At 72.1% G+C, this 17,554-nt stretch carries 19 protein-coding genes; 15 read left to right on the top strand and 4 right to left on the bottom strand.

Features of this window, described 5'->3' with window-relative positions:
• The 13 genes from G3I41_RS19870 to G3I41_RS19810 all read left to right on the top strand — a co-directional run.
• A partial coding sequence (locus tag G3I41_RS19870; RefSeq protein ID WP_164401669.1) for a CotH kinase family protein occupies nt 1–1,165 on the top strand: 1,165 nt, incomplete at its 5' end.
• Nucleotides 1,166–1,296: 131 nt separating this feature from the next.
• Entirely contained in the window at nt 1,297–2,016 is a 720-nt protein-coding gene (locus G3I41_RS19865; RefSeq protein WP_164401667.1) for a response regulator transcription factor, read from the top strand.
• Nucleotides 2,013–3,542 (top strand): HAMP domain-containing sensor histidine kinase, encoded by a 1,530-nt coding sequence (locus tag G3I41_RS19860; protein ID WP_164401665.1) that lies wholly within the window; start codon nt 2,013–2,015, stop codon nt 3,540–3,542. Before G3I41_RS19865 ends, G3I41_RS19860 begins: the two co-directional genes overlap by 4 nt.
• Nucleotides 3,543–3,623: 81 nt before the next feature.
• Entirely contained in the window at nt 3,624–5,000 is a 1,377-nt protein-coding gene (locus G3I41_RS19855) for an alkaline phosphatase PhoX (RefSeq protein ID WP_164401663.1), read from the top strand.
• Nucleotides 5,001–5,170: 170 nt separating this feature from the next.
• A complete protein-coding gene (locus G3I41_RS19850) occupies nt 5,171–5,560 on the top strand; it encodes a DUF6507 family protein (RefSeq protein WP_164401661.1) in 390 nt (129 codons plus the stop codon).
• Nucleotides 5,557–7,785, top strand: coding sequence for a hypothetical protein (locus G3I41_RS19845; protein ID WP_239081730.1), 2,229 nt, complete (start codon nt 5,557–5,559; stop codon nt 7,783–7,785). Before G3I41_RS19850 ends, G3I41_RS19845 begins: the two co-directional genes overlap by 4 nt.
• 33 nt (nt 7,786–7,818) lie before the next feature.
• Complete coding sequence (locus tag G3I41_RS19840) at nt 7,819–8,595, top strand: hypothetical protein (RefSeq protein WP_343242184.1); 777 nt, start codon at nt 7,819–7,821, stop codon at nt 8,593–8,595.
• The gene (locus tag G3I41_RS19835; protein ID WP_164401659.1) at nt 8,592–9,257 is read left to right on the top strand and encodes a pentapeptide repeat-containing protein; all 666 of its coding nucleotides are present in this window, start codon (nt 8,592–8,594) and stop codon (nt 9,255–9,257) included. Before G3I41_RS19840 ends, G3I41_RS19835 begins: the two co-directional genes overlap by 4 nt.
• The gene (locus G3I41_RS19830) at nt 9,254–9,559 is read left to right on the top strand and encodes a hypothetical protein (RefSeq protein ID WP_239081729.1); all 306 of its coding nucleotides are present in this window, start codon (nt 9,254–9,256) and stop codon (nt 9,557–9,559) included. The genes G3I41_RS19835 and G3I41_RS19830 overlap by 4 nt, the downstream gene beginning before the upstream one ends.
• Before the next feature lie 86 nt (nt 9,560–9,645).
• Nucleotides 9,646–10,302 carry a pentapeptide repeat-containing protein gene (locus G3I41_RS36935; protein WP_164401658.1) on the top strand — a complete coding sequence of 219 codons (657 nt, stop codon included), beginning with the start codon at nt 9,646–9,648 and terminating at the stop codon, nt 10,300–10,302.
• A 22-nt stretch (nt 10,303–10,324) separates the two neighbouring features.
• Nucleotides 10,325–10,660, top strand: a complete 336-nt coding sequence (locus tag G3I41_RS19820) for a hypothetical protein (RefSeq protein ID WP_239081728.1) — start codon at nt 10,325–10,327, stop codon at nt 10,658–10,660.
• Nucleotides 10,657–12,084, top strand: coding sequence for a DUF6177 family protein (locus G3I41_RS19815; protein WP_164401656.1), 1,428 nt, complete (start codon nt 10,657–10,659; stop codon nt 12,082–12,084). The genes G3I41_RS19820 and G3I41_RS19815 overlap by 4 nt, the downstream gene beginning before the upstream one ends.
• A 46-nt stretch (nt 12,085–12,130) precedes the next feature.
• Nucleotides 12,131–12,970, top strand: a complete 840-nt coding sequence (locus G3I41_RS19810; protein WP_203601360.1) for a polysaccharide deacetylase family protein — start codon at nt 12,131–12,133, stop codon at nt 12,968–12,970.
• A 6-nt stretch (nt 12,971–12,976) separates the two neighbouring features.
• On the opposite strand, the gene G3I41_RS19805 is transcribed toward G3I41_RS19810, so the two are convergent.
• The 4 genes from G3I41_RS19805 to G3I41_RS19790 all read right to left on the bottom strand — a co-directional run bounded on the left by G3I41_RS19805 (nt 12,977) and on the right by G3I41_RS19790 (nt 15,424).
• The gene (locus G3I41_RS19805; RefSeq protein ID WP_164401654.1) at nt 12,977–13,165 is read right to left on the bottom strand and encodes a hypothetical protein; all 189 of its coding nucleotides are present in this window, start codon (nt 13,163–13,165) and stop codon (nt 12,977–12,979) included.
• Nucleotides 13,166–13,179: 14 nt separating this feature from the next.
• A complete protein-coding gene (locus tag G3I41_RS19800; RefSeq protein WP_164401652.1) occupies nt 13,180–13,851 on the bottom strand; it encodes an ABC transporter in 672 nt (223 codons plus the stop codon).
• Nucleotides 13,848–14,681, bottom strand: coding sequence for an ATP-binding cassette domain-containing protein (locus tag G3I41_RS19795; protein WP_164401650.1), 834 nt, complete (start codon nt 14,679–14,681; stop codon nt 13,848–13,850). The genes G3I41_RS19800 and G3I41_RS19795 overlap by 4 nt, the downstream gene beginning before the upstream one ends.
• Nucleotides 14,682–14,746: 65 nt before the next feature.
• Entirely contained in the window at nt 14,747–15,424 is a 678-nt protein-coding gene (locus tag G3I41_RS19790) for an AIM24 family protein (RefSeq protein WP_143621586.1), read from the bottom strand.
• Nucleotides 15,425–15,495: 71 nt separating this feature from the next.
• Between G3I41_RS19790 and G3I41_RS19785 the strand changes: the two genes are divergently transcribed.
• Nucleotides 15,496–16,251 (top strand): peptidyl-tRNA hydrolase, encoded by a 756-nt coding sequence (locus tag G3I41_RS19785; RefSeq protein WP_164401648.1) that lies wholly within the window; start codon nt 15,496–15,498, stop codon nt 16,249–16,251.
• 142 nt (nt 16,252–16,393) lie between these two features.
• Nucleotides 16,394–17,554 (top strand): DUF692 domain-containing protein (locus tag G3I41_RS19780; protein WP_164401646.1); only part of this gene is annotated, 1,161 nt, incomplete at its 3' end.

Below are 17,554 nucleotides of genomic sequence, written 5' to 3'. Positions count from 1 at the left end.
CGGCGCCGTCGGCGGCGGGCAGGCTCCGGGCGGCGCGGCCGGCGGCCGTGGTGGCGGGATGACGCAGTACGACCTGTCCGCCGACAAGCCCGAGGAGCTGCCCTGGCTGATCAAGATCGACGAGTACGTGGAGGGCCGCGCCTACCAGGGCGAGCGGGAGATCTCGCTGCGCCCGGGCAGCAACGCCCAGGTCCCCCTCAACGAGGCGCTGGCGCTCTCGCTGATCGACGGCACCGGGGAGCCGGCCGAGCGGTACGGCTTCACGGAGCTGAAGGTCAACAACCGGCCGGCGGCCGTCCGGCTGATGGTCGAGAACCCCGACACCGAGTACGCGGAGGCCGTCGGGGGCGAGTCCGTGGTCTACAAGGCCAGGGCGGGCGGCACGTTCGACTACCAGGGGGGCGACCCGTCGAAGTACGAGACGTCCTTCCGGCAGCTGAACAAGGTCGGGAGCCAGGACCTCGAACCGGTCATGAAGCTGACCGAGTGGGTCGAGAAGTCCTCCGACGAGGAGTTCGCCGCCGATCTCGGCACGTACGTCGACGTCGACTCGTTCGCCCACTACGTGGCCACACAGAACCTGCTGATGAACTTCGACGACATGGCGGGCCCGGGGAAGAACTACCTCCTCGGGTACGACCTGAACAGCAAGAGGTTCTCGGTACTCGGCTGGGACTACAACCTCACCTTCAGCGGGGACGCGACGGCGGGGCCGAACGAGCAGATGGGCATGGGCGGCGGCATGGGCGGCCGCCCCGGAGGCACCGGCGGCGAGGACGGCGGCACCGGTGGCGGCACGCCCGAGGGCCTGCCGGAAGGGATGCCGGAGCTGCCCGAGGGCGCGGAGATGCCCGACTTCGGCGACATGCCCGGCGCGCCGGGCGGTGGCGCGGGCAAGGGCGGCGGAATGCGGTCCGGCCACGCCCTGAAGGAACGCTTCCTGGAGCTCGACGCCTTCGACGCGGTCTACCGGAAGGCGTACCAGGACCTGTACGAGAAGTTCTACGCCTCCGGCAAGGCCGTGAAGTCCCTGGACGACCTCGCGGAACAGGCCACCCGGGCCGGCGTCCCCGCGAAGGACGTCGAGACCGCGGCCGGCGCCCTGCGCACCACGGTCACCCAGCGCACGGCGGCCCTGGCGAAGAACAAGGAGGTGACCGGCTGACCTCCGGCGCGCCCCGGGCCCCCGCCGGGGCGCGCCCCCATTCCTGTGAACGCGCACAAGTTCGGCCCGTAGCATCGCGCCGCACGGCGCCGCCCGGACCGTGTCCGCAACGCCGTGAGGTGATCCTTCCCATGGGCGACCGGTCCGCCCGGCACACCCTCCTGGTCGTCGAGGACGACCCCGGTATCCGTACGCTGCTCACCTCCGCCCTGACCGCGTCCGGTCACGGCGTCGCCTCGGCGGCGAACGGGCGGGAGGCGCTGGACGAGGTGGAACGCCTCCGGCCGGACCTGGTCGTGCTGGACGTGACGCTCCCGGACACGGACGGCTTCGCCGTGACACGGGCGCTGCGGGCCCGGGGCGACTACACCCCGGTGCTGTTCCTCACCGCGCGCACGGACATCGAGGACCGCATCATCGGGCTCAGCTCGGGCGGCGACGACTACGTCACCAAGCCGTTCCACATCCAGGAGATCCTGCTGCGGATCCGGGCCATCCTGCGCCGCACCGGCTCCACGCCCCGCCCCCCGGCCGAGCAGCCGCCGCTGCGGTACGCGGACCTGACCGTCGACCGCGAGCGGCACACCGCGCACCGGGGCGGGGAGCCGGTGCGGTTGTCGCCGACGGAGTTCCGGCTGCTGGTCTGCCTGGTGTCGCAGGCCGAGAAGGTGCTGGCGAAGCAGGAGATACTGCTGGACGTGTGGAGCTACGGCTTCGCCGGGGACACCCGCATCGTGGACACGTACATCAAGAACCTGCGCCGCAAGATCGACCGCGCGGACCGGCCGTTGATCCACACGGTGCGCGGTGTCGGATACTGCCTGCGGATGCCCCGCGAGGACGCGCGGTGAGGTTCCTGCCGCGCCGGCCCCGCTCGGTGCGGACCCGGCTGGTGCTCATCTCGACCGTGCTGGCCACCGTGGCCGTGCTGGTCTCGCAGGCGGCGGGGCTCGCGGTCATGCGGTCCTGGCTGACGGGCCAGATCGACCACCGGCTCGTCGAGTTCCGCCCGCCGCCCCCGGCCGCGTACGGGAGGCCGCTCCACGGCCCCGCCCCGGAGGACGTCCTGCCCTCCGACTTCCGGGTCTTCTTCTACGGCTCCGACGGGCGGCTGCGACCCGACTCGCTCGGCAGCAGCGCCGGTCGCCCCCGGCTGCCCGCGACCGCCTCCGGCCTCGCCCCGGAGCGCGGGCGGCCGGCCACCGTGCCGGACGCGGAGGGCGGCTCGGCCTGGCGGGTGGTCGCCGACAGGGGGCCGGACGGGCGGCGCGTCGTCGTCGCACTCCAGCTGAGCACGGTGGAGGGGGCCACCTCGAAGCTGCTGTGGTTCAGCCTCGCGATCGGGGTGGCCACGGCGGCCGGGGTCGGGCTGCTGGGCAGTGCCGCCGTGCGCCTGGGGCTGCGCCCGCTGGCCCGGATGGAGCGGACGGCCCTGCGGATCACCGGGGGCGAGTCGGCCCTGACGGTCACGGACACCGACCCGCGCACGGAGACCGGGCGGCTCGGGCTCGCGTTCAACACGATGCTCGGCCAGGTCCGGGCCGCCCTGCACCGCAAGGACGCGTCCGAGCAGCGGCTGCGCCGTTTCATGGCGGACGCGGGCCACGAGCTGCGCACCCCGCTCACCTCGATCCAGGGGTTCGCCGAACTCCTCGTGGAGCAGCCGCGGCTGCCGGCCGCCCGGCGGCGCGAGGCCCATATGCTGATCGCCCGCAACGCGGAGCGGATGAGCCGGCTCGTGGACGACCTCTTCCTGCTGGCCAAGCTGGGATACGCCCCGGTGGCGCACCGCGGGACCGTGGACCTGCTGTCGCTCGCGGCGGACGGGGTCGGCGCGGCGGTCGTCGCGCATCCGGGCCGCGAGGTGCGGCTGGCACCGCTGGGCGGGGGCGGGACGGACGGGCCGGGGTCGGCGCTGGACGTGGTGGAGGCGCTGGGCGACGCCCACCAGCTCTCCCAGGTGATCGGCAACCTGCTGGCCAACGCCTGCGCGCACACCCCGCCCGCCGCGCGCGTCGAGGTGCGGGTCGGAGCCGTGCGCACCGGCCCGGACACCGGCGGGACCGACCGGCCCGGCCGCTTCGGCGCGACGGCCGCGCTGCCCGCCGGGGTGGAGGCGTGCGTGGTGGAGGTCGTGGACGACGGGCCCGGGCTGGCGGCCGAAGCGGCGCGGCAGGTGTTCGAGCGGTTCTACCGTGGGCCTTCGACGGGGCGCGAGGGCGTCCGGGCCGGGTCCGGGCTGGGCCTGTCGATCGCGGCCACCATCGCCGAGGCGCACGGGGGGCGGCTCGAACTCGACACCCGGCCGGGCGACGGTTCGACGTTCCGGCTGCTGCTTCCCCGGAGCGTCGGCGCCGATCGGGAAAGCCTGGCGTGACAACGTTCACCGGTGGCCTCGGATGGGCAGGGCTGCTTTTGACGAAGCCATGTCACCTGTCCCCTCAGCAGGGAGTCGCTCATGTCAGTCGCACCCCGCCCCACCGCCACCCGGCGGAACGTTCTTGCAGCGGGCGGCGCCGCCGCCGTCTCGATCGCCTTCACCGGGGCGTTCACCGAACTCTTCGCGGGCACGTCCGCCGCACGCGGTCACGAGGGTTACGGCCCGCTCCTGCCGGACCCGGACGGCCTGCTCGACCTGCCCGAGGGCTTCCACTACCGGGTGCTGTCCCGCGAGGGGGACCCGCTCCGCTCCGGCGAGGGGCAGGTCCCCAGCCACTGCGACGGCATGGCGGCGTTCGCCGCCCGGGGCGGGCACGTACGGCTGGTCCGCAACCACGAGAACCGGGTGGACGCCGCGATTCCGGTGCCGGTGGTCGACGGGCTGACGTACGACCCGATGGGCAAGGGCGGCTGTACGGCCCTGGAGCTCGACGGCCACAACCGCGTACTGTCCGAGCGCGTCGCCATCGCCGGTACGGCGGTGAACTGCGCGGGCGGGCGCACCCCCTGGAACACCTGGCTGACCTGCGAGGAGACCGAGGACAAGGCCGGTACCAACGGCTACACCAAGGACCACGGCTACATCTTCGAGGTGGACGGCGCCGATCCGCGCCGCACCGGTGCCGTACCGCTGACCGCGATGGGCCGCTTCCAGCACGAGGCGGTCGCCATCGACCCGCGCGACGGGACGGTGTACGAGACGGAGGACGCGTTCGACAAGCCGTTCGGACTGTTCTACCGCTTCCTGCCGAAGAAGCCGCTGGGCGGTACGGGTTCGCTGCGCGCGGGCGGCCGGCTGGAGGCCATGCGGGTGCCGGGGGTGCCCGACCTCTCGGCCGTGCGGGAGACCGGGAGGGTGTTCGAGGGCGTCGAGTGGGTTCGCGTCCCGGACCCGCAGGCAGCGGGGACCCCCATCCGCTTCCAGGACTTCGGCCGGAAGGGCATCACGCACGGCCAGAAGCTGGAGGGCTGCTACTGGGGCGGTTCGTGCGTCTACTTCGTCTCCAGCTTCGCGCACAGCGCGGAGGGCTCGGCGGCGGACCACTACGGGCAGGTCTGGCGCTACGACCCGCACCGGCGCCAGCTGACCCTGGTCGTCGTCTTCGGCCCGGACACCGATCTCCAGCTCCCCGGTGAATCCCCCGACAACATCGCCCTGGCCCCCGACGGCGGCCTGATGGTCTGTGAGGACGGCGGCGGCGCCCAGCACGTGTTCGGCCTGACCCGGCGCGGCGAGGTGTACCCGATGGCACGCGGCCGGCAGAACACCGGGACGTCCGAGGAGCCGGAGTGGGGCGAGTTCGCGGGCGTCACGTTCGCGCCGGATCACGGGACGATGTACGTGAACGTCTACACACCGGGCACCACGTTCGCGGTCACGGGGCCGTGGCGCTGACGGGCTGAGCGGAACCGCAGCGCACCCCGCCGCGTCTTTGCATACGACAACAAGGGGTTTGATCCATCCGGGTGTGCCGGGGCAGGATGACGGGGTGCGCTTCGGAGCGCCCGCGCTTCGGAGCGCCGGCGCCCGGACGCTCGGTGGAAGCGATTCTTGACGGGGGCACCGTGACCAAGTGGGACATCGACCCCGACGGCGTGCGTCGGGTGCTGAAGAACACCGCCGAGGTGGGCGGCGAATTCCAGAAGGAGTTCACGTCGTACAACGACGGCCTGGTGGGGTCGGCGACCTCGGCGGGCACGATGGTGCTGGGCGGGACGCAGATCCCGGCCGGGGGCGCGTTCGGGCCGGTGGCCCAGGCATTGCAGGAGTTCCAGCAGCACACGCTCAATGACCTCAAGTTCCTCCCGGTCCGGACGGCGAAGTCCATGACGGGGGCGCGGCTGGCCACTGAGGCGTACCTCGCGGGCGACCTGGAGATGGCGAAGAACAAGCAGGAGCAGTACTCCAAGGCGCCGACCCCGGAGGAGCTGAAGGGGAAGGGGCCCAAGAAATGATCGACCTGGCCAAGATCCCCTTCTACACCGGCAATCTGGAGGCCCTGGAGAAGCATGCGGCCACGCTGAAGACGACCGCCTCCGACATCCGGACCACGGGCAAGGACGTCCACACGGCCTTCCAGGCGCTGGACCCGGTCTACGACGCCCCGGAGCAGGAGGAGTTGCTCGACACCACGATTACGGTACGCGACAAGGCGGACGCGTTCGCGGACAAGCTGGAGTCGGTCAGCGGGGCGCTCTCCGGATTCGCGACGACGGCCCGGCCGCTGGTGGCCAGGATGAACCGGCTCCGGGAGGACGCGGCGAGGTTCGTCGCCGAGAACAGGGACGACGACGACTGGCAGCAGGACCAGGACAAGATCGACGAGAACGCCCGCCTGGTCCACGAGGTCGGCACGACGTGGGTGGCCTTCCAGGGCGCCGAGCGCGACGCGGCCAACAAGATCACGGCGCTGGTGGGCGGGACGCACTTCGTCGTGGACGACGGTTCCCACAAGGCCGGCATGTACGGCTTCAAGGCGGACGACGTCAAGGACGCCGGTGAGACGCCGTGGGGCACGGTCGACGAGCGCGAGTACACGGGGTGGCGGGCCGCGTGGGAGTGGACGAAGGACAACGTCGGCGGGGCGCTGAAGGGCTTCTTCGTCGACGGGGTCTGGGGCACGATCAAGGGCCTCGGCAGCATGGTCAACGTCTTCGACTGGGACAACTTCAAGAAGACCTGGTCGGGCATCGGTGACGTCTTCGGCGGCATCAGCGCGTACATCATGACGCCGTACGACTGGGCGATGGACAAGATGTTCGGCCCGGCGGACCACAGCGACACCGACCGCCAGAAGGCCGCCCTGCGTAACTTCGGCAAGTCGCTGGTGGCCTGGGACGAGTGGGGCCACGACCCGTCACGCGCCTTCGGCACGGTGCTGTTCAACGTGGTGACCATCGGTTCCGGCTCGCTCCTCAAGCTGGGCAAGGCCGGCAAGCTGGGCGTGGTCGCGGACGCGGCGTCGGTGGCGGGCAAGGCGGGCGCGCTGGTCGACCCGATGAGCTACCTCGGCAAGGCGGCGGGCGTCACCAAGATCAAGGTCGGCGACCTGCTGGACAGCCTGAAGACGAGTTCCGCGGGCGTGGACGACATGGCCCGTACGGCCCCGTCCGGCACGGCCCCGCACCCGACGACGGAGACCCCCGGCTTCCACTACACCGACCACAACGGCAACCCCCGCGTCGTCGGCGACGACGCGGTCATCCGCGACGAGCACGGCAACCCCGTACCGGACACCGAGCCGGTGCCGGAGCCCCACAAGAACGAACTCCCGGACACGCACGAGCGCGTCCCGGACCGGGAGAAGGTCCTGGAGGGCGCGGGGGGCCCGGGACACGTGGAGAACTCCGCGAAGCCGCCGCACTCCTCGCCGAACGGTACGACGCACCACACGACTCCGTCGACGGGCGGGCACGTGACGGAGCATCCGACGGGTTCGGGCGGAGGCGGCGGCTCGCATACGCCTGCCGGTCACGGGGGCGGCGGCTCGCATACGCCTGCCGGTCACGGGGGCGGCGGCTCGCATTCAGGCGGTGGCTCCGGCTCCGACGCGGGTCACGGTGGACCCGGTTCCGGAGACGGCGGGGGTACGCCGCCGCCCGGCGACGGTCCGTACCGTCCCGCCCCGGGTGAGGACGTCCCCGATCTCCGGCGCCAGGACAACGACTTCTCGGACGAGTACAACAGCAAGGGCCAGCGCAAGAGTTACCTCAACGAGGACGGTGACCTCGTTCCGGCCAATCCCGACGGCAAGGCGACGATCGTCGACCACATCGTGGGGCGCGAGCCCAGGAAGTCGGACAGCCCCTACACCTCGACCAGTAAGGACGGCGCGGACGCCAAGGACTACGGCGGCAAGACCATCCGCGTGGACCTGCCCCGCCTGGTGGACGACATCGCCCAGGGCAAGGTCAAGGGCGTCGAGGTGTATTCGCCGAAGGAGGTCGAGGCCGCCATCCAGGCAGCCGCCGACAAGACCGCGGGGCACCCGATCGACATCACCGTTCCGCCGAAAACGAGCTATGAGAGGATCAGCGAAATCGCAAAGGGCTTCGGTCTGAGCAAGAAGAAGACGGCCAGCATCGAACAGCGGATGAAGGACATGATGCACACTCGCCGCGACTCCGAATGGCTCATCAAGGGCGTTGTGCCGAGTGAATACATCACCGGTCCGTTCTAGTTCCCCGCATCCGCACATGAAGAAAGGCCGGTCGTGACGAGAATCGATGAACTGCTCGGCAGGGATTTCGACGGCGAGCCGACGACAGATCTCGACGATGTGATCGACACCGCGTACGACGACCCCCGCCACAGCGAGCGGGTGCCCGGGCTCATCGAGCTGATGAACGATCCGGGCGAGCCCGAGAAGGACCGCTTCCTCGCGTGCTTGGCGCTGACCTCGTGGGCCGAGCCGGCCGGCTTCGAGACGGTGATCGCGGCGGCGGCGGACCCGGAGAACACCCCCTGGTACGACTTCTCGATCGACCGGAAGTTCTCCGTGGACAGCACGTTCTCGCAGCTCGCGGTGGCCGTGGACAGCAGCCGCTTCCTGGTGGAGGAAAAGGGCACCGCCGCCCTGCGCACACAGGCGTTCCGCGCGCTGGCGCGGATCACCGACACCCAGTACTTCGAGGACCGCCTCGGTGAACTGATCGACAGCGCCACGGTCAGGGCGGCGCTCGGTGAGATCAAGGAGGCCATCGGCCGTGGCGTGCGCGCCCTGGCCTCCGGTGAGAAGCCCCGGTTCGACCTGGCCACCCAACTGGTCGACCTGGCCTGCGCGGTGGCTCCCGTCGACGGCCGGCTCTCGGTGGAACTGGCCACGAGCGTGCTGCACGTGGCCGCCTCGCCCCGCGCGCTGGAGCACGCCGTGACCATCGTCTACCGGGCCGAGGGGCCGGAGATCCGGGAGTTCGGCGAGTACCTCACGGCGGTCGGCAACGAGCGCGTACGGACGGAAGTCCGCGAGGCGTTCGAAGGCTCGCGGTGACGGAGACGCCGTCCACCGACTCGGCTCCATGGCTTCCTGCCGCGCTGCCCGTCGACCCTGCGGCCGCGGAGCAGCTCCGCGAGTGGCTCGCCTCCGAGGAAGACCACCTCAACGGGATGGGGCGGGACTTCCGGGGCTCGGACCTCTCGGGTGGGGACTTCTCGAATTGCTGGTTCACCGACGCCGTACTGGTCGAGGTACGGCTCGTCGGAGCTTCCTTCTACCGTGCCGATCTCCAATCGGCGGACCTGACGGGCGCGGACCTGACGGCAGCGGATCTGGTGAAGGCGAACCTGGATGAGGCCGTTCTCCGGTCGGCAGTGCTCGACGGGGCGGACATGGTCGGTGCCTCGTTGTCCGACGTGGACGCAAGGGGAGCCAGTTTCCGCGGAACACGCTTCGTCGGCGCGGAGTTGCTCGACACCGACATGAGGGGCGGCGACCTGTCCGATGCCGTGGTCGAGGAGAACTACTTCGAGATCAAGGTCGACGACACCACCGTCCTTCGCGGCTTGCGGGGCACGGTCTTCGGCCCGATCACCGTTGTCGGCGACGGTTCCTCACGCGAAGTGGGCGGTGCGGAACTCGAAACGTGGATCAGTGCGCGCGGCGGGCAGGTTCAGGTGATCCCGCCGCGTCGACCGGCAGTAGGTGCCCCTTGAGCGAGCCGATTCTAGCGGACCCGCACTTCAGAGGTTTCTTCAGGACGCAACTCGACCTTGAGCGCGGATATGAAATCCTGGGCGACCTGAGGCCCACGTTGTGGAGCTTCAGCCATTCCTACGTCGACTTGATCCGCTCTGGTTTCGAGCAAATCATGGCAGATAAGAATTTCGGTCCCGCCGAGTACGAACGATTGACCGACATCGAATTCCCCGACAAAGAGACACTGCACGCCTACCTTCGGGACATGTACGACTACCTGTTCGGCGATGCGCCGGAACAGCCGACGCCCCCGGGCTAGTTCGAGGAAGAGGACCGATTGGACCGGGAACACGACCGCTTCGAGCGCGTACGGACGAAAGCCCGCACGGCGTTCGAAGGTTCGCAGTGACGGAGACGCCGTTCATCGAGCCGGTCCCGTGGCGACCGGCCGCGTTTCCCGCCGACGCCGAGGCCGCCGCCCAGCTTCGGGAATGGCTCGACGACACGAGTTACGCCCTGCACGGGGTGGGGCACGATTTCCGGGGTGCCGGTCTCTCGGACGGCGACTTCACCGGCGCGTGGCTCATCGACGCGGTGCTGACGGGCGTGGAACTCGCATCAGCGTGTTTCTACCGTGCGGACCTCACCGGGGCGGACCTGACCGGAGCGAACCTGGCCGGCGCCGATCTCGTCCGGGCGAAGCTCGACCGGGCCGTGCTCCGGTCCGCCCGGCTCGACGGGGCCGACCTGGTCAAGGCGTCACTGTTCGACGTCGATGCGTCGGAGGCGAGCCTGCGCGGGACGCGCATCATGGGCGCCTCGCTGTACGACGTGGACCTGCGGGGCGCGGACCTGACGGACGCCGTCCTGTTCCAGAACACGTTCAAGGTCACCGTGGACGACACCACTTTGGTAAGCGGCCTGACCGGCACGGTCTTCGGGCCGGTCACCGTGGTCGGCGACGAGGGGCCCCGCCCCGTGGGCGGCGCGGACCTGGAAGCATGGCTCGCCGCCCGCGGCGCCGATGTCCAGGTGATCCCGCCGCAGAGGCGGGCGGGATAGGTATGCGCGTCGAGGGGGCGACATGTTGAACCCGCACGTCAGAAACTTCTTCAGGGTGTACCTGGACCTTGAGCGGGGATACGAGAACACCGGCTACCTGCGGCCCACCCTGCTGAGCTGCAAGGATTCCTATGTGGACCTGATCCGGACGGGATTCGAGCAGATCATGTCGGACACGGATTTCGGACCGGCCGAGTACGAGGGGCTGACCGACATCGAGTTCCCCGACAAGGAGACACTGGACGCCTATCTCCAGGACATGTACGACTACCTGTTCGGCGACGCACCAGAACAGCCGATGCCTCCGGGTCAGCCGGAATCCCCCGATCACCTCCTCCACCGAAGGACCCCCGCATGACCCAGGACGTCGTCGCACTCACCCAGCGGATGCCCGACTCACTCAGCGTGCTGGCCGGGCTGCTTGCCGGCGGGCCCGATCTGCGGGTGGGAACGACCGGGGAAGGGGCCGTCGTGCAGTTGTGCGACGACGAGGGGCGGCCGCTCGTGTCCGTCGAGGTGCCCCTGCTGATCCAGGTGCCCGGGGAAGCCGTCCGGCTGCTCGGGGCGGGGGCCGCTCCGGAAGGGGACGGGCCCTGGTGGTGGGTCGAGGCGCGGGCCGCCGCCGGGGTGCCGCGGGCCGATGAGCTGGCCGGGGCCTTCGCCGCGCGGCTGACCATGCTGCTGGGCGGCAGGGTCTGGCCGGCCGACGCCCCCGGCACCACCGGCGCCGCCCGCCCCGTCGATGTCTCGGGCATCACGGCCGTGCCCTCCCCCGCCGCCGCGCAGCCCGCCGTCGACATGCTCACCGACAAGGCGGCCGTCGTCCTGCAGGACCGCCCGGTCATCCCCATGACGAGCTGGCTGACGGAGGCGCTGCGGGCCACCGTGGAGAGCGAGCGGTCGCTCCAGATCGTCACCCCGCCGCACTGCACGCTCTCGCTGCCCACGCGGCTGCTGCTCCAGTCCACCTCCTCGCGCTGGGTCGTCCAGGACGAGCGCTGCGGCTACTACGACGGGCTGACCGGCGCCGTACTCCGCTGGCAGGACGACACGTTCGCGCCGGACCGGGGCGAGGACGGGCAGACCCCGGTGGCGGAGGCGTTCACCGAGGCCGGACCCACCGGTGAGCGGCAGCTCGTCGTGTCGCTCCGGACCGTGCACCGCCCCACCGCCGACCTCGTCCTCGGCGGCGCCCTGGAAGCCGCCTGGGAGGCGTTGACCGGCGCGCCCCCGGCCGGCTGGGGGACGTCGGAGCCGGCCGGGCTCACCTGGTCGCGGCGGCGGCTGACCGACCTGGCGTACGAGCGCGCGCCCCGGCCCACCTGGCTGGTGGCCGTGGGCAGCCCGGACCGTCCCGCCGTCGCCACGCTCCAGGTGAGCCGCACCCCGGACGGGGTGGAGGAGGACATCACCCTCGTCCTCGGTTACGGCCCCGACGAGGCACCGGCCCTGGACGCGCTGCCGGGGCTCGCCGACGAGCTGGTGACCCGGCACGGGCTGCGGACCATGCTCTGCCAGCTGGCCGAGGGCCGCCGCGACCTGAACGCCCCGCCCCGCTTCGAACGCCCCCCGCTCCCGTACGCCTTCGTGCTCGGCTCCGCCGAGGTGACCGAGGTGGGCCTCGACACCGCTTCCCGGACCCCGCTCAAGGAGGCGCCGGTGCGGCTGGGCCCCGGCGGCCGGCCGGGCTACTACTACCCGCTCGGCGACGGCGAGACCGCCGAGAGCTGGGGCGCCCTGGAACAGCTGATGCGCCATCTGCGTGGGGCGCCGCCGGTCTAGCGTGCCGACCCCGTGCACCCTCCGGCCGGTCGGCTAGCTTCCGGAAATGATCGGATTTACACACAAGGCAGCCGTTCTGGGGGTTCTGGGCGCGGTGCTCGTCGGCTGCGGCCAGGCGCAGCCGACGCGTACCGCCGTCGAACGGCCGCCCGCCCCTCACGTCACGGAAAAGCCGGCCGGCAAGCCCCCCGCCATGGCCCCCGGACCCGGCGGCCTGACCCCCGTCTTCAAGCGCGGGCCGCAGCACGCCGCGAAGATCGTCGCGCTCAGCTTCGACGCCGACATGACGGCCGACGAGGGGGCGCGCGCGGCGGCCGGTGAGCACTTCGACAACCCGGAACTGATCGCCCTGCTGCGCCGCCTGAAGGTGCCCGCGACGGTGTTCATGACCGGGCGCTGGGCCGAGGAGTACCCGGACCAGGCGCGCTCCATCGGCACCGATCCCCTCTTCGAGATCGGCAACCACTCCTACAGTCACTACGCCTTCACCACGCCCTGCTACGGACTCCCGACAGTCGGGAAGGACGCCGTGCGCACGGAGGTCCAGCGGGCGTTCGGGGCGATCCGGGCGACCGGCGCCCGCAATGTCGTGCCGTACTTCCGCTTCCCCGGCGGCTGCTACGACGACGACACGCTGCGCGCCCTCGGGCCGGAGAAGGTGACCGCCGTGCAGTGGGACGTCGTCAGCGGCGACGCCTTCGCGACGGACGCGGACGCGGTCGCCGAGCAGGTGCTCGACGGGGTGCGGTCCGGATCGCTGGTCGTCATGCACTGCACCCGCAGCGCGGCGCCGGTCACCGCCGAGGCGGTCCGGCAGGTCGTGCCGGAGCTGCGGAAGCGCGGCTACCGCTTCGTCAGGGTGTCCGAGCTGATCGCGGCCGGCTGAGGCGCCTCAGCCGGAGCAGGCCGTGCGCTGGGCCTCCTGCCACTCGCACACCGGGCACAGCGTGATTCCCTTGACCGACTCGGCGTATTCGGTCGGCTTCCGGCACAGCACGCACTCGGCGTACGGCGGCCCCTCGGCCCGCTCCGGCGACTCGGCGGACGGCGTCTCGCAGTAGGGCCCCGATTCCTCAGTCATACGTACGAGCCTACTCAGCCCCGTACCGACGTGAGTCGGCAGACGAGCGTGAACACGGCGGCCGTCACGGCGCCGGCCCCGAGGAGGGGAAGCACCGGCGCGTGGACCCTGCCGGTCAGCGAGCCGGTGACCAGGTCCGTCACCGCGTACTTCGCGGGCGACCCGGCGGTGACCAGCGCCAGCAGCGCCGCGAGCGCCGTCGCCGCGATCGACCAGCCGCGCCCGTGCAGCAGCGGCCGGCCGCACAGCGCCCCGGCCGCCGCGCCCAGCAGCACGCAGCACGCGGTGGCGAGGATTCCGGCGGCCGCGGCGGGCGGCAGGGGCACCCGCACCGAGTGGTCCGTACTGGCCGGGTCGCTGATCGCCAGGACGACGGCGGTGGCGGCGGTGCCGAGGAGCCCGGCACCGCCCAGCGCGGTGAGCAGGGCCGCCAGATGGGCCCGGGGCTGCCCGCCCGCCGCCGCCGCGACGACCGTCCGGGCGGCGGGCGGCTCCTGGGTGACGCAGACGCGCACCAGCCAGGCGGTCACCGGGAGCGTCCCGGCGGCGGTGTAGCCGAGCGAGTCGAGCACGGGCTGCCCGGAGCGGATGCCGACGGCGAGGAAGGCCAGGTACAGCAGCACCGGGGCCAGCCAGCGCTGGGACCGTACGAGCAGGGCGGCCTGGTAGCGGATGAGCGCGGTCATGCGGCGGGGTCCCGGTCCGGGGTGGGCGGGCGGTGCGGCGGAAGGATTTCACCCGGCCCCCGCACCGGTTCCACCCGCCCGATGTGCCACGGCGGCCGGGCCGACAGCAGCGCGCCGAGCAGGGCGTCGGAGTGCTCCACCGGGACCGTGAGGCAGGCCGTTCCGTCGTCGGTCAGGATCTGCGCAAGAGACCTGGGCAGTCCGGACGGGAGCGGGGTCCCGGGCGGGGCCGTCGCCTCGATGCGTACGCGGGGCTCGGCGGGCGCGAGCGGGGCGGCGGTCAGGCCCAGCCCCTCCACCCGGTACGCCGCGTCGACCGCGCCCGCCAGGCGGCGCGGGTCGTGGTCGACGTACACCACCGTCGCTCCGGCGGCGACGCGTTCCGCCACGGCCAGGTCCAGTTCACCGCGCGCCTCGGTGTCGAGGCCGGTCCACGCCTCGTCCAGGACCAGGAGTTCCGGTTCGGCGAGGAGCGCCTGGGCGACGGCGACCTTCTGGCTGGTGCCCTTGGAGAGTTCGGCGAGGGGGGTTCCGGCGTGCGCGGCGGCGCCGAACCGGGTGAGCCAGTGGTCCGCCCGGGCGGCCGCATCGGAGGCGCGCAGCCCGTGGACACGGCCGAGGTGGACGAGGTACCCGGCGGCCGTGAACGGCAGGGCCGCCGGGAACCGCTCGGGGACGTACGCCGTGCGCGGCCGGCCCGTGATCCGGCCCTCGGAGGGTGCGTCGATCCGGGCCAGCAGCCGCAGCAGGGTCGACTTGCCGGTGCCGTTGGCGCCCTCGACGCGGACGAGGGCGCGCGCGGGCAGGACGAGGTCGATCCCGCGCAGCACCCAGGGGCCGGTGAGCCCGTACCGCCGGCCGGCTCCCCGCAGCCGCAGGACCTCCGTACCGGTGCTCAGTGGGACGACGCCTTCTCGGGCTTCAGCTCGCTGGGCCGTACGATCACGAACCCCTGCCCGTCCAGGCGCAGTTGGACGGCCTCACCCGAGCCGCCCCGGATCATCGAGCCGACGCTCTGCGAGCGGTGCAGCGAGGTGTTCAGCTGGGCGCTCCAGCCGACGACGGCGTCCGTGTCCACGAACACCGGCTGCTGCGGGGTGACGGGGATGACGATGGGATACCCGTCGCACATCAGGCCCAGCTTGCCGTAGCCGGTGAAGACGCTGTTGAAGAGGCCGCCGCCGGTCATCCCGGCGCCCTTCACGGTCTTGATCTCGTACGAGAGCGACGCGTCGAAGCACAGCACGTTGCGGCCGTTGATGGTGAGGGCGTCGCCCTGTTCCATTTCCACGATGAAGCAGTTCGCGGCCTCGTGCGCGAACCACGCCTCGCCCTGGCCGCGCACGGCCATCAGCGGCAGCCCCTCGCCGGTGACCGCCCGCTTGAGCAGGCCGCCGATGCCCTGGCTCTTGTGCTCGAACTGGAGGTTCCCGCGGAAGGCGACCATCGATCCCTGGCGGGCGTGCATCTCCCCGTTGACCGCGTATTTGATGGATTTGGCGTTCTGCAGGGTCATTCCGGGGACGGTCGCCTGCTCCGCCATGTGCTCACTGGAAAAGAGATCGCTCTTCATATCCGGCATCCTCGCCCGGAGCCTTCCATTCCGCCAAGAACGGTGTCCGGGGCGGCTGGCAGACTGGGCGGGTGAGCAGCAATGACATCCCCGTGTCCCCGTCCGCCGAGCCGGCCGCCGTGCCCGTCGACAGCCCCTTCCGGTCCGAGCGGACGGACCGGGACGAAGCACCGCAGTACGTCCTGCCGTTGGTGGTGCACATCGAGAAGGCCGCGCCGCCGGCCCGCACCGACGCCCTGCGCACGGCCGCCCGCGCGGTGCTCGTGATGCTCTCCGACGAGCGGTCGGTGGGCGAGGGCGAGTGGGCGCGGGTGATGCGGGACTGGCAGGACGCCCGCATCCGCAAGGTGGTCCGGCGGGCCCGGGGCGCGGAGTGGCGCAAGGCGTCCGCGCTGCCCGGGATCACGGTGACGGGCGAGGAGGCGGAGGTGCGGGTCTTCCCACCGGTGCCCCTGGACGGCTGGCCGAAGGAGCTGGCCAAGCTCCAGGTCTCCGGGACGGACCTGGACGACCCCGAGCCGCCCGCCGCGCCCGACCCGGCGCACCCGGTGCTCTGGCTCAACCCGGACCTCGGCATGTCGGCCGGCAAGGAGATGGCTCAGGTCGGGCACGGGGCTCAGCTCGCCTGGTGGGAGCTGACGGAGACCGAGCGCAAGGCGTGGCGCGAGGCGGGCTTCCCGCTCTCGGTGGCCACGGCCAAGCCGGGCCGCTGGGCGGAGCTGACGGTGAGCGGGCTGCCGGTCGTACGGGACGCGGGTTTCACGGAGATCGCCCCGGGCTCGTGCACGGTGGTCGCCGACCACCCGGCGCTGCGGCGCCGCCGCTGAGACGGCGGATTCCGCAGGGGCTGCGGGCGGACCCCCGGAACCTCAAATGAAGCTCTGAACGTCCCCCCTTCCGGATTCAGGGCCGCGCTCGGGGGCCATCACCCCTGCACGCAACGAGGGGGGACGTGACATGGGGGACGGTATGAGGCTGGGCATCGGGATCGGCTGGCGGCCGGAGATCGCCGACGAGGTGGAAGCGCTGCCGGGGGTCGACTGGGTGGAGGCGGTCGCGGAGAACCTCTGCGCCGACCACCTGCCGGACTCCCTGGTGCGGCTGCGGGAGCGCGGGGTCACCGTGATCCCGCACGGCGTCTCGCTGGGCCTCGGCGGCGCCGACCGCCCCGACCCCGGCAGGCTCGCGGACCTCGCCGCCCGGGCCACGCTGCTCGGCGCGCCGCTGGTGACCGAGCACATCGCGTTCGTACGGGCGGGCGGCACGCGCTCGGTGTCGCCGGTCCTGGAGGCGGGTCACCTGCTGCCGGTGCCGCGCACCCGGGCGGCGCTGGACGTGCTGTGCGAGAACGTGCGCATCGCGCAGGACGCGCTGCCGGTGCCGCTGGCGCTGGAGAACATCGCGGCGCTGGTGTCCTGGCCGGAGGAGGAGCTGACCGAGGGGCAGTTCCTGGCGGAGCTGGTCGAGCGGACCGGGGTGCGGCTGCTGATCGACGTGGCCAACCTGCACACCAACCACGTGAACCGGGGCGAGGACCCGGCGGTCGCGCTGGACGAGCTGCCGGTGGAGGCCATCGCGTACGTGCACGTGGCGGGCGGGGTCGAGAAGGACGGCGTGTGGCACGACACGCACGCCCACCCGGTGACCGCCCCAGTGCTCGACGTGCTGGCGGAGCTGCGGTCGCGGGTGGACCCGCCGGGGGTGCTGCTGGAGCGCGACGACGCGTTCCCGCCGGCCGGTGAGCTGGCGGGCGAACTGGACGCGATCCGGGGGGTGCTGGAGAAGAGCGGGGGCGCCCCGGCTGCCCGGGTGATCCCGGAAGTCCCGCCCGCCCCGCCCGTCGCGGAGTCCGTTCGGGACGGCGTCGCGGTCGCGCAGACCGCGCTGCTGTCCGCGCTGGTCGCCGGGACGCCCGCGCCGGAGGGCTTCGACCCGCGCCGGCTCCGGGTGCAGGGCCGCGCCCTGGCCGCGAAGCGCGCCGATGTCGTGGCCAAGGTGGCGCCCGAGCTGCCGGAGATCCTGGGGGCCGGCTACCGGGCGGCGTTCCTCGCGTACGCCGGGGCACGGCCCATGGCGTCGGGGTACCGGCGCGACGCCCTGGACTTCGCCGAGCACCTGCTCATCGCGGGC

The sequence above is a fragment of the Streptomyces sp. SID9727 genome (genome assembly GCF_010550605.1).
Taxonomy (GTDB): Bacteria; Actinomycetota; Actinomycetes; order Streptomycetales; family Streptomycetaceae; genus Streptomyces.
Note: the sequence above shows the minus strand (reverse complement) of the source record. Positions and strands in the feature narration are given on the sequence as shown.